At 73.4% G+C, this 13,659-nt stretch carries 11 protein-coding genes and 1 pseudogene; 4 read left to right on the top strand and 8 right to left on the bottom strand.

The genetic code is table 11. The annotated features are described in order from the left end of the window. Positions 1-27 precede the first annotated feature (27 nt). Entirely contained in the window at positions 28-765 is a 738-nt protein-coding gene (locus C8D89_RS20130) for a DUF1990 family protein (protein ID WP_116709911.1), read from the bottom strand. A 622-nt stretch (positions 766-1,387) separates the two neighbouring features. On the opposite strand from C8D89_RS20130, the gene C8D89_RS30820 reads away from it, so the two are divergent. Together C8D89_RS30820 and C8D89_RS30815 are read left to right on the top strand one after the other, a co-directional pair. Beyond that, positions 1,388-1,906, top strand: coding sequence for a DMT family transporter (locus C8D89_RS30820; protein WP_116709909.1), 519 nt, complete (start codon positions 1,388-1,390; stop codon positions 1,904-1,906). Then, positions 1,834-2,301 (top strand): DMT family transporter, encoded by a 468-nt coding sequence (locus C8D89_RS30815; protein WP_116709908.1) that lies wholly within the window; start codon positions 1,834-1,836, stop codon positions 2,299-2,301. Before C8D89_RS30820 ends, C8D89_RS30815 begins: the two co-directional genes overlap by 73 nt. A gap of 46 nt (positions 2,302-2,347) precedes the next feature. Here the strand turns inward: C8D89_RS30815 and C8D89_RS20110 are convergent, their stop codons facing one another. From C8D89_RS20110 to C8D89_RS20100, 3 genes are all read right to left on the bottom strand, one after another. Next, positions 2,348-5,458 carry an FAD-binding and (Fe-S)-binding domain-containing protein gene (locus tag C8D89_RS20110; RefSeq protein WP_116709907.1) on the bottom strand — a complete coding sequence of 1,037 codons (3,111 nt, stop codon included), beginning with the start codon at positions 5,456-5,458 and terminating at the stop codon, positions 2,348-2,350. Positions 5,459-5,486: 28 nt separating this feature from the next. Next, positions 5,487-7,298, bottom strand: a complete 1,812-nt coding sequence (locus C8D89_RS20105) for a thiamine pyrophosphate-requiring protein (protein WP_116709906.1) — start codon at positions 7,296-7,298, stop codon at positions 5,487-5,489. A gap of 63 nt (positions 7,299-7,361) precedes the next feature. Further along, positions 7,362-8,096 (bottom strand): ANTAR domain-containing protein, encoded by a 735-nt coding sequence (locus C8D89_RS20100; RefSeq protein WP_165825824.1) that lies wholly within the window; start codon positions 8,094-8,096, stop codon positions 7,362-7,364. 399 nt (positions 8,097-8,495) lie between these two features. Between C8D89_RS20100 and C8D89_RS20095 the strand changes: the two genes are divergently transcribed. Both C8D89_RS20095 and C8D89_RS20090 read left to right on the top strand, forming a co-directional pair. After that, positions 8,496-9,629 (top strand): enolase C-terminal domain-like protein, encoded by a 1,134-nt coding sequence (locus C8D89_RS20095; RefSeq protein ID WP_243418262.1) that lies wholly within the window; start codon positions 8,496-8,498, stop codon positions 9,627-9,629. A gap of 12 nt (positions 9,630-9,641) precedes the next feature. After that, positions 9,642-11,423, top strand: a complete 1,782-nt coding sequence (locus C8D89_RS20090) for a glycoside hydrolase family 15 protein (protein ID WP_243418261.1) — start codon at positions 9,642-9,644, stop codon at positions 11,421-11,423. A gap of 72 nt (positions 11,424-11,495) precedes the next feature. Here the strand turns inward: C8D89_RS20090 and C8D89_RS31190 are convergent. The 4 genes and pseudogenes from C8D89_RS31190 to C8D89_RS20070 form a co-directional block, all read right to left on the bottom strand. Further along, positions 11,496-11,660: pseudogene (locus C8D89_RS31190) on the bottom strand (DUF3040 domain-containing protein); the annotation flags it as partial. 114 nt (positions 11,661-11,774) lie between these two features. After that, the gene (locus tag C8D89_RS20080) at positions 11,775-12,134 is read right to left on the bottom strand and encodes a hypothetical protein (protein WP_116709903.1); all 360 of its coding nucleotides are present in this window, start codon (positions 12,132-12,134) and stop codon (positions 11,775-11,777) included. Beyond that, positions 12,131-13,132, bottom strand: coding sequence for an SDR family oxidoreductase (locus tag C8D89_RS20075; protein ID WP_116709902.1), 1,002 nt, complete (start codon positions 13,130-13,132; stop codon positions 12,131-12,133). Before C8D89_RS20075 ends, C8D89_RS20080 begins: the two co-directional genes overlap by 4 nt. Positions 13,133-13,334: 202 nt before the next feature. After that, positions 13,335-13,598: a GlsB/YeaQ/YmgE family stress response membrane protein gene (locus C8D89_RS20070; protein ID WP_116709901.1), complete on the bottom strand. Its 264-nt coding sequence runs from the start codon at positions 13,596-13,598 to the stop codon at positions 13,335-13,337. Positions 13,599-13,659: the final 61 nt, after the last annotated feature.

Raw genomic sequence — 13,659 nt, 5'->3', positions numbered from 1 at the left:
AGGGTGCGGGTCGGGATCTCGACGGGGTCAGCCGCCGGGCTCGTTCCGTGTGGCGGCGAGGAACTCCAGCGGGTGCGGCCGGACGCCCGAGGGCGCGAGCACGAGGTCGCCGTCGCGCCGCGGCTCCGGCGGTGGCGACCCGGCCGCAGCCTGCGCCACCAGGCGGGCCAGCTGCTCGCCGCACCGACGGTAAAACCTCAGCTGGGTGCGCCGCCCGAACACCGACCAGCCCAGGCGGAGGACCAGGCCGAGGTCCGCGGGCTGCGATCGCCCCCGCAGCACGAATTCCACCCGGCCCGTGGTCCGGTGCTTGACCACCTCGTAGATCATCCGCCCGCGCTCGAGGTGGCCCTGGAGTGTGTCGTAGGCCCACCCCCACACCCGCTCGTCGCCGTCGCTGCCCACCGTGTCCACGACCTCGGTGACGCGCACACCCATGAGGAAGCGCAGGCAGAGGAACCGGCCCTCGAGCAGCATGTCCCGACCCAGCAGCGGGGCCGACCGCCTGTACACCGCTCTGATGATCTCGGGGGCGGCGAACTCGTAGTCGCGCACGAGCCGGCAGGCCGTCTCCCAGCGTCCGCCCGGTTCGGGTTCGCCTGGACCCTCGCGGCCGAGGTCGTGGCGGACCTCGTCGTGGTGCCAGCCGGAGCCGCCGAGCTCGTCCACGCTGAAGTTGACCGGACGCTCGACAAGCCGGTCGAGGGCGGCCACGTGGTCGCGCCGGGTGAGCAGGCGGGTGTGGACGATGCCGCGGCTGTTCATGGGTCCAGCCTGGCGTCCGTCCCCTGCGGCCCGGCACCGTCCCGGCGACCCGGCACCCGTCCGCCGGCGAGGCCGAGAGAGGTGGCGGGCATGAGGTCGTCGCCCCGGCCGACCTCGACCGTGCCCCTGGCCTTCTCGGTGAGCCTTCGGTGTCCCTCCCGGGCCTCGACGATGATGGCGGCCGGCGGCCGGCGGCAGACCGCTAGGAGGTGCTCGGCGACGGCCGCCGCCACCTCGGATGCGTCCTCGGTCGCTCCACCCGTGGTCGGCATCGGGGCTCGCCCGCAGCGCCTCCGTGGCGCGTCGGAGACGCGCCCGCGATGTCGCAGGCCCGTTCGTTCGAGACGTCGACCTGGTCACTGAACCCCTCGCCCGACATCGTCGCGACGGCAGAGAGTGTCGACCGTGCGGAGCAGCGTAAGGGTTCCGTCGAGGGTCGGCGCGACCGTGGGTGCCGATACGTCCCTCCTCGACAGTCGCCCCACCGCGTCGCGGCGGCGGTCCGGGACGGGTAGTCCGCGGAGCCGGGTTCGGACCGGGGGGGTTCCGGGAAGCCGACGGACGGTCGACGAGCCGGCTACCTCTGCGCATCGCCGCAACCGCAGGAGGCCGTGGTGCCGGCATGATCGCCATCGTTCTGGCGCTGGCGGGCGCGTTGATGAACGCGACCGCCTCGGTCTGCCAGCGCCAGGCGAACCGGGACGAGCCAGCCCAGCACGGCGCAATCATGCGGATGCTGCTCGACCTCGCCCGTCGGCCCGCCTGGTGGGCCGGCATCGTGGCGATGATCAGCGGCTTCCGGCTGGAGGCCGCGGCGCTGACCGTCGGGCGCATCTCGCTCGTCGAGCCGGTGATGATCGCGGAGCTGCCGTTGACCCTCATCGGCGGGCCCCTGGCGTTCGGCCGGCGGCTCACCCGGCGAGCGTGGGTGGCGATCGGCGGGCTGGCCGTCGGTGTCGCGGTGTTCGTCTTCGCGCTGGCCCCCATAGGCGGCGACGCCGGCACCGTCCCGCTCACGACCTGGCTCCTGGCCGGGGGATCACGACGGCGGTCGCGCTCGTCTGCGTCGTGCTGGGATGGCGGTGGCACCGCTGGCGTGCCGCGCTGCTGGGCCTGGGCTCCGGGGCCACGTTCGGGCTGATGTCGGCACTGATCGCGGGGGTCGGCGCGCTGTGGCGGCACGGCGGCCTGGACATGGTACTGACGAGCTGGCAGACCTACGCCGCCGTGGTGGTGGGGCCGACGTCGTTCTTCCTGCTGCAGAAGGCCCTGCAGGCCGGCAGCCTCGTCGCCTCCCAGCCCGGCTTCACCCTCGTCAACCCCCTGGCGTCGGTCCTGTGGGGCGTCCTGGTGTTCGGCGAGGACGTCCGCGACGGCGCCTGGCTGGCCCTCGCCGGCGTCGCCGCCGTCGTGGTGGCGGCCGCCGCCCTCCTGCTGCTGCGCCACGCCGAGCATCCCCAGCGCCCGAGCGAGTCCCGGCGCCCCTCTCAGGACGTCGAGGAGTCGAGTGAACGCTGCGCACCGGGACCCCGCTGACGACATCGCTCGAGGAGGCCGTCACCGTCCGCCAGGCCGCTGCTCCTCAAGCGGTCCGGCGGCGGCCGGCCGTCCCAGCGGCGAGCAGGGCGCCCCCGCCCGCGGCCGCGAGCCCCGCGCCGAGGCCCGCGAGGATCGCGAGGATCGCCGCGCGAGCGATACCCTCCGGTCTGGCCGGCCGCTCGGCGAGGTCGTCGTCGGGCCGGGATCCCGGCCGGTGGCCCCGCACGGCCGCGGCGAGCACCTCGGCGAGGTGCACCGGGGTCCGGCCGACGCCGGACTGCTCGATCTGGCTCCGGCAGCTGAATCCGTCGGCCAGCACGAGGGTCGAGTCTGCGGTGTCGCGCACCCGCGGCAGCAGCTTGTCCTCCGCGCAGGCCATCGACACGTCGTAGTGCCCCGCCTCGAAGCCGAAGTTGCCGGCGAGCCCGCAGCAACCGGCGTCGAGGATCTCGGCGTCGAGCCCGGCCGCCGCCATGACCTGCCGGTCCGCGCTCGTGCCCATGATCGCGTGCTGGTGGCAGTGCGGCTGGGCGATGGCGTCGCGCCCGAGGGACGTGCCAGGACGCCAGTCCGGCGCCCGCTGCACCAGCAGCTCGGCGAGCGTGACCGTCTGTCCCGCCAGCCGGTGGGCGTCCTCGTCACCGGCCATGAGCTCCGGAAGGTCCGAGCGGAAGGTCGCGGCGCAGCTGGGCTCGAGGACCACGATCGGTGTGCCGTCGTGCAGCTGCGGGCGCAGGACCTCGAGGGTCCGCTCCAGCACCCGCTGGGCGACCGGCAGCTGGCCGGTGGAGATCCAGGTCAGGCCGCAGCACACGGTGGTGGCGGGGATCGTCACCTCGAACCCCGCGTCCTCGAGCACGTCCACCGCGGCGCGGGCGATCGCGGGGTGGAAGTGGTCGGTGAACGTGTCGGGCCACAGCAGCACCCGGCCCTGCGGCGCCTCGCCCGCCCCGTCGTCCCGTGGGCGGCCACGGAACCAGTCGGTGAAGCGTTGCTCGGCGAAGGCGGGCACCTCGCGCTGGGGCGCGACCCCGCCGAGGGTCTTGACCACGCGAGCGAGCCCCGGGGTCGCGGTGACGGCGTTGACCGTGCGGGCCAGCGGCCGTCCCAGCGTCGCCAGGTGGGCCCACAGCGGCAGCCACCCCATCGACCAGTGCGCGAGCGGCCGGCGCCAGGGCCGGCGCGCGTAGTGGTGGGTGAGGAACTCGGCCTTGTACGTCGTCATGTCGACGCTGACCGGGCAGTCGCTCTTGCAGCCCTTGCAGGCGAGGCAGAGGTCGAGGGCGTCGCGGACCTCCTCCGAACGCCACCCGTCGGTGATCACGTCACCCTGCAGCATCTCGAACAGGACACGCGCGCGGCCGCGGGTGGAGTGCTCCTCCTCGCGGGTGGCCCGGTAGCTCGGGCACATGACCCCGCTCTCCTCGCCACGGCACTTGCCGATGCCGACACAGCGGGCCGCGGCGTTCGAGAACTTCCCCGCGTCGTCGGGATAGTCGAACCACGTCTCGGGTTGCCAGGGCCGGTAGTCGACGCCCTGGCGCAGGTCCGCGTCGACGGCCCGCGGGTGCACCACCTTGCCCGGGTTCATCCGGTCGTGGGGGTCGAACAGGGCCTTGACCTCGCCGAACGCCTCGACGACCCGGTCGCCGAACATGATCGACAACAGCTCGCCGCGGGCCTGGCCGTCGCCGTGCTCGCCCGAGAGCGACCCGCCGTAGGACGCGACGAGCCGTGCGGCCTCCTCCACGAACTCCCGGTAGTGACGGATCCCGCCGGCGGTGCCGAGGTCGAAGGGGATGCGGCAGTGGACGCAGCCCTGACCGAAGTGCCCGTAGATCGCCGAGGAGCCGTAGCCGTAGCGTTCGAGCAGGTCGCAGAACTCGGACAGGTAGTCCCCGAGCCGGTCGGGCGCCACCGCCGCGTCCTCCCAGCCCGGGTGGGTCTCCCGCCCGAGCGGGGGGTAGGCGGTGGCCGCCAACCCGGCCTCCCGGGCCTCCCAGAGCTGCTCCTCGCTGACCGGCTCGTCGACGAGCTCGACGCTCGGGCCGTCGTCGTGCGCCCGGAACTCCTCGACCAGGCTCCGCGCCGCTCGGTCGGCGGCGTCCTGGTCGTCGCCGGAGAACTGGGCGAGCAGCCACGCCTGGCCCTGCGGCAGCTGCGCGATCGCCCCGAGGCTCAGCGACTCCCGTCGTTCGAGCTCGACCAGCCGCTGGTCGACCCCCTCCAGGGCCGCCGGCCCGTGCGCCACGACCGCAGGGACGTCCCGGGCCGCGGCGACCACGTCGGGATAGCCCAGGACGACGAGCGTCGAGCCCTGACGCGTCGTGAAGAGGTCGATCTCGGCCTGCAGCACCGTCACCAGCGTGCTCTCGCTCCCGACCAGCGCCTTCGCCACGTCGAAGCCCTTCTCGGGCAGCAGCGAGTCGAGGTTGTAGCCCGACACGCGGCGCGGGATGTCCGGGAAGCGGGCGCGGATGTCGTCGGCGTAGGTGTCCCGCAGCTCCCGGAGCCGCCGGTAGATCTCCGCCCGGCGGTCGCCCGCCCGCACGATCCGGGTGTACTCCTCCTCGTCGGTCGGGCCGCACCAGAACCGCTCGCCGTCGTGGGTGAGCACCTCGAGCCGCCGGACCGAGTCGACCATCTTGCCGTAGGCCTGCGCCGTGGAGCCGCAGGAGTTGTTGCCGATCATGCCGCCGAGCGAGCAGCTGACGTGGGTGGACGGCTTCGGTCCGACCTTGAGCCCGTGCGGGGCCAGCTGGTCGTTGAGCGGGTCGAGCGCGACCCCCGGCTCCACCACGGCCGTCCGCGCGTCGACGTCGAGCGAGACCAGGCGGTCGCAGTACTTCGTCCAGTCGATCACCACCGCGGTGTTGGTGGTACTGCCGGCGAGGTTCGTCCCGCCGCCGCGCGAGAGCACCGGGGCACCGTGCTCGTGGCACACGGCGATCGCCGCCACCGCGTCGTCGACGCTGCGCGGGACGACGACGCCGATCGGTACCTCTCGGTAGTTCGACGCGTCGGTGGAGTAGGTCGCGCGGGTACCCGCGTCGAAGCGCACCTCGCCCTCGACGCGGGCCCGCAACGCCGCCTCGAGGGCGCCGCCCTCCCCACGGCGTCGCCGTACGACCGGATCCTGCAGGTGGACGACCATCCGGCTCCTCCTCTCGGCCGTGCGGATGTCAGCGGTCGCTGCCGCCCGGAAGGTGGGTCTTCACGGATTCGGTGAACTCGTGGGCCTTCTGCTTGACGCCCTTGCGCATGAGTCCGGCGGCCTCGGGGTCACCCTTGGCCATCGCCGTCGCGGCCTTCTTGGCCTGCTCGCTCATGATGTGCGGTGGCACCGGCGGGATCTCGGGGTCGACGACGACCTCCAGCACGCACGGCACGGTCGAGCCCAACGCCTCGTCCCACGCACGCCCGATCTCCTCCGGGCTGTCGCAGCGGATGCCCCGCAGGCCGAGCAGCCTCGCGTACTCGGCGTAGGGGACGTCGGGGATCCACTGGGAGCCCGGGTACTTCGGATCACCCGCCATCGCCCGTTGTTCCCAGGTGACCTGGTTGAGGTCCTGGTTGTTGAACACGCAGAACACCAGCGGCGCGCTCTGGAAACGGTCCCAGTAGCGCTTGATCGTGATCATCTCGGCCATGCCGTTCATCTGGAACACCCCGTCCCCGATGACGGCGATGACGGGGCGGTCGGGGAACGCGAAGCGCGCGGCGATGGCGTAGGGGGTGCCCGGCCCCATCGTCGCCAGGTTGCCGGCCAGCGACGCCTTCATCCCGCGGCGCAGCACGAGGTGGCGCGCCCACCAGTTGGCCACCGACCCGGCGTCGGTCGTCACGATCGCCCCGGCGGGCAGGCGCTGCGAGAGCTCGTGGACCACCAGCTCGGGGTTGAGCGGATCCGCGGCGTCGTGGGCACGGTCGTCGAGGACCCGGTGCCACTCGTCCACCCGGCTCTCGATCCGCTCCCGCCACGACCGATCGGTCTTGCGCTCGAGCAGCGGTCGGAGCTCGCGCAGGGTGTCTCCCGCGTCACCGACGAGGTGGGCCTCCATCGGGTAGCGGATGCCGATGTAGCGGCCATCGATGTCGATCTCGACGCCGCGCGCCTGGCCCTCCTGCGGCAGCCACTCCGCATAGGGGAAGCTGGTGCCGACGAAGAACAGCGTGTCGCAGTTGGAGATCATGTCCTCGGTGGCCGTGGACCCGAGCAGACCGATCGGACCCGTCACGTAGGGTAGGTCGTCGGATGGCTCGACGCGCCCGAGCGAGGTCTTGGCCACCCCGGCCCCGAGGAGGTCGGCGACCTCCATCACCTCGTCGGCCGCGGTCTGGGCGCCCTGCCCCACGACCATGGCGACCTTCTGCCCGGCGTTGAGGACGTCGGCGGCCTTGCGCAGCTCGGCCTCGTCCGGGAGCACGCGCGAACGGGTCCAGCCGATGCTGGAGTAGACGGCCCCGTGCTCGCGCGGCGGCGAGGGAACCGCGTCCTCCTCCCCCACGTCGTCCGGGACGATGATGGTCGCGACCGTGCGGTTCGAGAGCGCGACCTTGCAGGCGCGGTCGACGAGGTGGCGGGCCTGCGCGGGATGCATGCAGGTCTGCAGGAAGTCCGACGAGACGTCCTTGTAGAGCGTGTTCGGGTCGATCTCCTGCTGGTAGGCCGATCCCAACGAGATGCGCTTCTGCTGCCCGACGATCGCCACCACGGGCTGGTGGTCGAGCTTCGCGTCGTAGAGCCCGTTGAGCAGGTGGACGGTGCCACCGCCGGAGGTGGCCATGCAGCAGCCGATCTCCCCGGTGAACTTGGCGTGGGCCGTCGCCATGAACGCGCCCATCTCCTCGTGGCGCGGCTGGATCAGCTCCGGGTCCCCGTCGGCGCGGTCCAGAGCGCCGAGGAACGCGTTGATCCCGTCCCCGGGATAGCCGTAGATCCGGTGGATGCCCCAGTCCCGCAGCCGGGCCAGGATGTAGTCGGCGACCTGCACGAGCGATCCCTCCTCTGACGCGACGGGAGCGGCTGGAGGGTCAACCGTCTCCCTGGCCGATGTTCAGCCGGCCCGGCGTGATGCCGGCGGTGCCGGACGCGGTCCCGGACGCGGGGTCGCGTCCGGCGTCGGACCCGGTGCGGGGTGCGGCGCCGGCCGCCGCGCCGAGTGACGCTCGACGATTTCGGCGGCGACCTCCGCCAGGCGGAGGTTCCGGCGCTGGGAGACCGCGACGAGCTGGCCGAAGGCCTCCTCGTCGTCGACACCTCCGCGTGCCATCAGCAGACCCTTGGCGCGACCGATGACGTCCCGGTTCTCGAGCGCCCGCTCCAGGCCTGCGACGCGCGCGGTGGCCTGCACGGCCACCGCTACGGGTGCGGCGAACGCCCGGGCGGCGCTCACGGACGAGGCCCCGAACGATGACGTGTCGGGCCCGTGCACCACCAGCACCGCGGGCCTCTTGGGCGACCCTCCGGGCAGGACCACCGACAGCGTCGCCGCGATCCCCACCGAGCGGGCCCGCGCCGACCAACGCGGCCAGCGCCGGGTCGCGACCTCGTCGAGAGGGGTGACCGTCACGGTGCCGGGCGGCGTTCGCCCGCGGAGTGCGTCGGCGCCGGGCCCCTCTCCCCACTCCACGCCCCGCCGGTCGAGATCCTCCGCCACCGGGAGCGTGGCCGCCCAGGTGCGGGCCCCCTCGCTGCTCAGCCCGACGACGCTGCCGACGTCGGCCCCGTCGATCGCGAAGACGGCGCCCGCGAGCAGCGCGGTGAGCCAGGCGACCGGGCCCTCCGTCACGATCCGTGGCCTGTGCGGGTGGTCGGGATCGAGGAGGCAGGTCAGGGGATCCGGGGCGAGCGGGTCGTGAGCGAGCGGCTCCGGAGTCACGGGGTCGGACCGTCCCGGGTCGTGTACGGCTGGGCGTCGACGGGACATGGGCTACCTCTCGAGCTCTCATGCTGGAGCGGTGCGCGACCGGCCGTGTGTTCGACGGCGGCGCTCCTCGTCGTCGACCAGCGTTGCGCAGGCGGCGGCCGACCGGGACGGTCCGGACCTGTCGGTCGCCTTGCGTTGCGTCCAGAAAACGGGCGTTCCGGGACATGCGGGGCGTCCGCGCATTGCGGCCACGCCCGGCCACCTCGACGCTGAGACCCGGTTGACCTCCCAGCCGTGACCCGCACCCCGAGGGAGGACGCCGTGGGGAGGAGCGCAGCGCCGGGATCAGCCGCCACGAGCGGGCCCGTGCCGTGCGAGGGCATCGACGTCGCGGCCTACACGGTGCCCACGGACGCGCCCGAGTCGGACGGCACGCTCGAGTGGGACGCCACCACGCTCGTGGTGGTGCAGGCGCACGCGGCCGGGCACGTCGGCCTCGGCTACACCTACGCCGGGCCGCCCGCGGCGACCACGGTGAGCTCGACGCTGGCCGGGATCGTGGAGGGCCGCGACGTGCTGGCCGTGCCGGCGGCGTGGTCGGCGATGCACGCCGCCGTGCGCAACCTGGGGCGTCCCGGCGTGGTCGCCGAGGCGATCTCCGCGGTCGACATCGCGCTCTGGGACCTGCACGCGCGGGTACTCGGGCTGCCACTGTCGGTCGTCCTCGGCCCGGTGCACGACGCCACCCCGATCTACGGCAGCGGCGGGTTCACCTCTTACGACGACCAGCAGCTGCGCGCCCAGCTGGAGGGCTGGCTCGCGGCGGGCCTGCCACAGGTGAAGATCAAGGTGGGACGCGACCCCGACGCGGACCCGCACCGACTCGCCCTGACCCGGGAGGTCGTCGGATCCGCGGTCGGGCTCTTCGTCGACGCCAACGGCGCCTACACCCGCAAGCAGGCACTCGCCTGGGCACAGCGCCTGGCCGACCAGGGCGTCCGGTGGCTGGAGGAGCCCGTGACCTCCGACGACCTGGAAGGCCTCGCGCTCCTGCGCGACCACGGCCCCGGCGGGCTGGACATCGCCGCCGGCGAGTACGGCTACGACCTGCCCACCTTTCACCGCATGCTCGCCGCGGGCGCGGTGGACTGCCTCCAGGCCGACGTCACCCGCTGCGGCGGGATCACCGCCACGACCCGGGTGGCGGCGCTGTGCGACGCGCGCAACATCGACCTCTCGCTGCACTGCGCACCCCAGATCAGTGCCCACGTGGGGACGGCGATCTGGCACCTGCGACACCTGGAGTACTTCCACGACCACGTCCGCATCGAGGGGATGGCCTTCGACGGGGTGCTCCACCCGGAACCCGGTGGACGGCTGCGCCCGGACCGCTCCCGCCCGGGCCACGGGCTCGAGCTGCGCACGACGGACATGGAGCGGTTCCGTGTGGCCTGACCGGAGGGCCGTGTGACCGATAGCCCGAAGAGCTCACCCCACGTGCTGCGCGAGTACGCCGTGCTCGCGGACGGCGAGCGGGGAGCCGTGGTGGGACCGCGGGGGGACGTCGCGTGGATGTGCGCCCCGCGCTGGGACTCGCCCGCGGTGTTCACCTCACTCATGGGCGCACCGGGGCACTACACGATCACCCCGACCGAGCGGTTCGTGTGGGGCGGGTACTACGAGGACGCCACGCTCATCTGGCGCAACCGCTGGGCCACGAACTCCGGAATCCTCGAGTGCCGGGAGGCGCTCGCGTTCCCCGGTGAGGTCGACCGGCTGGTACTCCTGCGTCGCGTGCTGGCCCACGACGTCCCTGCCGCGGTCCACGTCGTCCTCGACCCCCGGGCAGACTTCGGCGCCGGCGCGCTGCGTGACCTGGGGCAGGCCGATGACGGCTGCTGGACCGGTCGCCTCGGTGACCTGCATCTGCGCTGGAGCGGCGCACCCGGCGCGACCGTGTCCGACGTCCACGGCGCGCCCCGCCTGGAGCTCGACCTGTGCGTGCCCCCGGGCAGCCGGCACGACCTCGTCCTCGAGATCGGTCGCGCCGAGCCCGTGGGCCCTCCCCCGGAACCGGAGCGAGCGTGGGAGCGCACCGAGACCCGCTGGCACGAGACCACGCCGCCCCGCATCGGCGCCGCGCCCCGCGACGCCGCCCACGCGGCATGCGTGTTGCGCGGGCTCACGGCCTCCGGCGGCGGGATGGTCGGTGCCGCAACGACGAGCCTGCCCGAGCGCCTCGGCGGCGCCGGCGACTACGACTACCGCTACGTGTGGGTGCGCGACCAGTGCTTCGCGGGTCGGGCCGCCGCGATTGCCGGCGTCGACGACCTGCTCGGCGACGCGGTCCGCTTCCTCGGCGCCCGGGTGCTCGACGACGGCCCCCGTCTCGCGCCCTGCTACACCGTTGCCGGCGATCGTGTCCCCGGTGAGCGTGATCTCGACGTCCCCGGCTACCCCGGTGGCGGCCACCGCCTCGGCAACCGCGCCGGCGGGCAGTTCCAGCTCGACGCGTTCGGCGAGGTGCTCACGCTCTTCGCCGCGGCCGCCCGGCACGACCGTCTGGACGCCGACGGATGGCGCGCGGTCCTGGTGGTCACCGAGGCGATCGAGCAGCGGTGGACGGAGCCCGACGCGGGCATCTGGGAGCTCGACGACCGCGAGTGGACGCACAGCCGTCTGAGCTGCGTAGCCGGGCTCCGCGACGTCGCCGCCGCCGTGGGACCTGGCCACGCCGCACTGAGTGGGCGGTGGTCGGCGCTCGCCGACCGGCTGCTCGCCCACACCGCGGCGACCTCGACCCACCCCGACGGGCGCTGGCAGCGGTCCCCGGACGACCCGGGCCACGACGGGGCCCTGCTGCTCCCGGCGCTGCGGGGAGCCCTGCCCGCCGACGACCCGCGGTGCCGGCGGACCTTGGACACCTACCTGAGTGGCCTCACCCGGGAGGGCTACGCCTACCGCTTCCGGGCCGACGGTCGCCCGCTCGGCACTTCCGAGGGTGCCTTCCTGCTCTGCAACTTCGTCGCCGCCCTGGCGTGCCACCAGCAGGGCGACGCCCTCACCGCGCGACACCTGTTCGAACGCGCCCGGTCCGCCTGCGGTCCCGCCGGGTTGTTCACCGAGGAGTTCGACGTCACCGAGCGTCAGCTGCGCGGCAACCTGCCGCAGGCCTTCGTGCACGCGATGCTGCTCGAGTGCGCCGCGGTGCTCGAGCCTCTGGAGGCCGATGACGCCGGCACGGCCTGACGACCACCGCGTCAGGGGTGATCGGGTGAGCGGCCCTTCCGCGGTGCGCTGCGGCGCCGCCACCGCGACGAGCAGCAGCGCGTGACCGACCACTCCGAGCGTCACCAGGAAGACCCCGACGAGCACGCCGACGGCGAGCGTTGAGGCCGGCCCCCACGGCGCTCGCCGGTGGAGCTTGCGGCTGAGCCGGTCGAGACGCGGATCACCGCTCGCCAGCTGGCGTTCGATGGTGTGCAGGATGTGCTGTTCCGGGCGTCGAGCACGAGAGCTCCTCGAGGGTCCTTCGTCGGAGCCGGTGCCGTCGCGGGGTGACGGATCGGCTTCAATCTGCCGGTGGAACCAGGAGGCCCGTCAGCGGTCCTGTTCTCGTCTCGCGGTCTCCGTTTCGACGAGCACCCACAGGCCGGCGATCACCGCGTTGACGAGGGCCGCGCGCCGGTGCCCGCGGTCGAGCACCGCCCAACCGAGCATGCTGGTCGCGTGCGCGCCGTCGACCAGCGCGCCGCGCCGCGCCGTGACCAGCCTCGGGACCCACGTTGCGGCGAGACCCTGGACGAGGAACCGCGCGCCGAGCAGCCGGGCCACGACCGCCCCGACGCGGTCGGATGTGGTGGGCAGCGCCTCGGTCGGCACGAGGATCAGCAGGACGCCGTACGCGATGCGGACGCCGGCGACCGCAGCGCGCGGCGGCCGCGGCGGCAGGGTGCTCATCGGCGCGACCGGGCGAGCGTGGTGACGGCGCCGCCGACGCCCGCGGCGAGGGCCGCGGCCCCGGCGAGAAGCCCCCGGCGGTGCATCGAGGCCCACAGCTGGGGATCGCGCTCGTGGGCCCGGTCGTCGAAGGGTCCGTGCGCGCCGCGGTCGGCGTCCTCGTCGGCCGGGGCGAAGACGTTCGACCCGTGCCGCGGCGTGTCCCGGTCGGTCTGCTGCCCGGACACCCCTTTGCGGCCGAGGTAGAGGTCCACCACCTTCGGCGCGAACCGCTCCCCCAAGATCGTGTAGGCGGTCGCGATCCCGACCCACATGTTCCGCCGGGGATGCTCGGCGAGGTAGCGGATGCCGCGGGCCGCGAGCTCCGGTTGGAAGATCGGCGCGACCGGCATGGGGTGCCGGGGCATCTTGTTGAGGTTCCAGGTGAACTGCGGGGTGTTGAGCCCCGGGAGCTGGATGGTGCACAGCTTCACCGCGCTCTTCTCGTGGACCAGCTCGGTCATCACCGACTCGGTGAAGCCCTTGATGGCGTGCTTGGCCCCGCAGTAGGCCGACTGGAGCGGGATGGAGCGGTAGGCCATCGCCGACCCGACGTTGATGACCACCCCTCGATTCCGAGGGCGCATTCGACGCAGGGCGACCTCCGTGCCGTGCACCTGGCCGTAATAGGTCACCTCCGTCAGCCGCTTGAACTCCTCCATCGAGGTGTCCCAGAAGTACGCCAGCGAGCCGGAGAAGGCGCAGTTGACCCAAAGGTCGATCTCCCCCAGACCGGTCTCGATCTGGGACGCAGCGCGCTCCACCGCGTCGTGGTCGGCGACGTCGGCGACCGCCGCCAGCCCCCGCCGGCCCCGCTGCTCGACGTCGGCCACGGCGGCGTCGAGGCCGGCGCGGCCGCGGGCGACCACGCCGACGTCGTAGCCCGCCTCAGCGAGCTCGCGCACCGTCGCCCGGCCGACACCGGCCGTGCCCCCGGTCACCACCGCCACCTTGGCCACGAGGGACCTCCGTCCTGCTCGCCCATCCCGGAACGACGGTCGTGATCCCCGGAAGCGTCCGCGCGAGAAACGGGATGGCGAGGTGGCCGGAACATTCGTCAGGCCCACGTAAGGCGGGCCCGATCGACCGGACCGGCAGCCGCGCCGGGCTACGAGAACGCGCGGGCGGTCCCCTCGGGGGCGGCAGGCTGCCGGAGCACGGTCATGTGCGGGTCGTGCGGCGGCGCCCGGCGAGTCCCTCGGCGACCCCGATGAGGAGCACCGCGGCGACGACGGCGACGACGAAGCCGAGGACGTTCAGCTCGAAGATGCTCCCCGTCCCGAGGAAGCTCGCCACGGACCCGCCGATGACGGAGCCGACGAGGCCGAGGAGCAGGGTGGCGAGGATGCCGAGGTTCTGCCTGCCCGGCTTGATCAGCCTCGCGAGTGCACCGATGATCAGTCCGGCCACGATGAACCCGATCATGTGGACCCTCCCTCCTCGATGGGATGATGTTAGGCCCGTGCACACCGGGGAGCCCATCCCC

Origin of the sequence: Actinomycetospora cinnamomea, assembly GCF_003096675.1 — a bacterium.
Taxonomy (GTDB): domain Bacteria; phylum Actinomycetota; class Actinomycetes; order Mycobacteriales; family Pseudonocardiaceae; genus Actinomycetospora; species Actinomycetospora cinnamomea.
The sequence above is the reverse complement of the archived record's forward strand: the minus strand, read 5'-3'. Positions and strand labels throughout refer to the sequence as shown.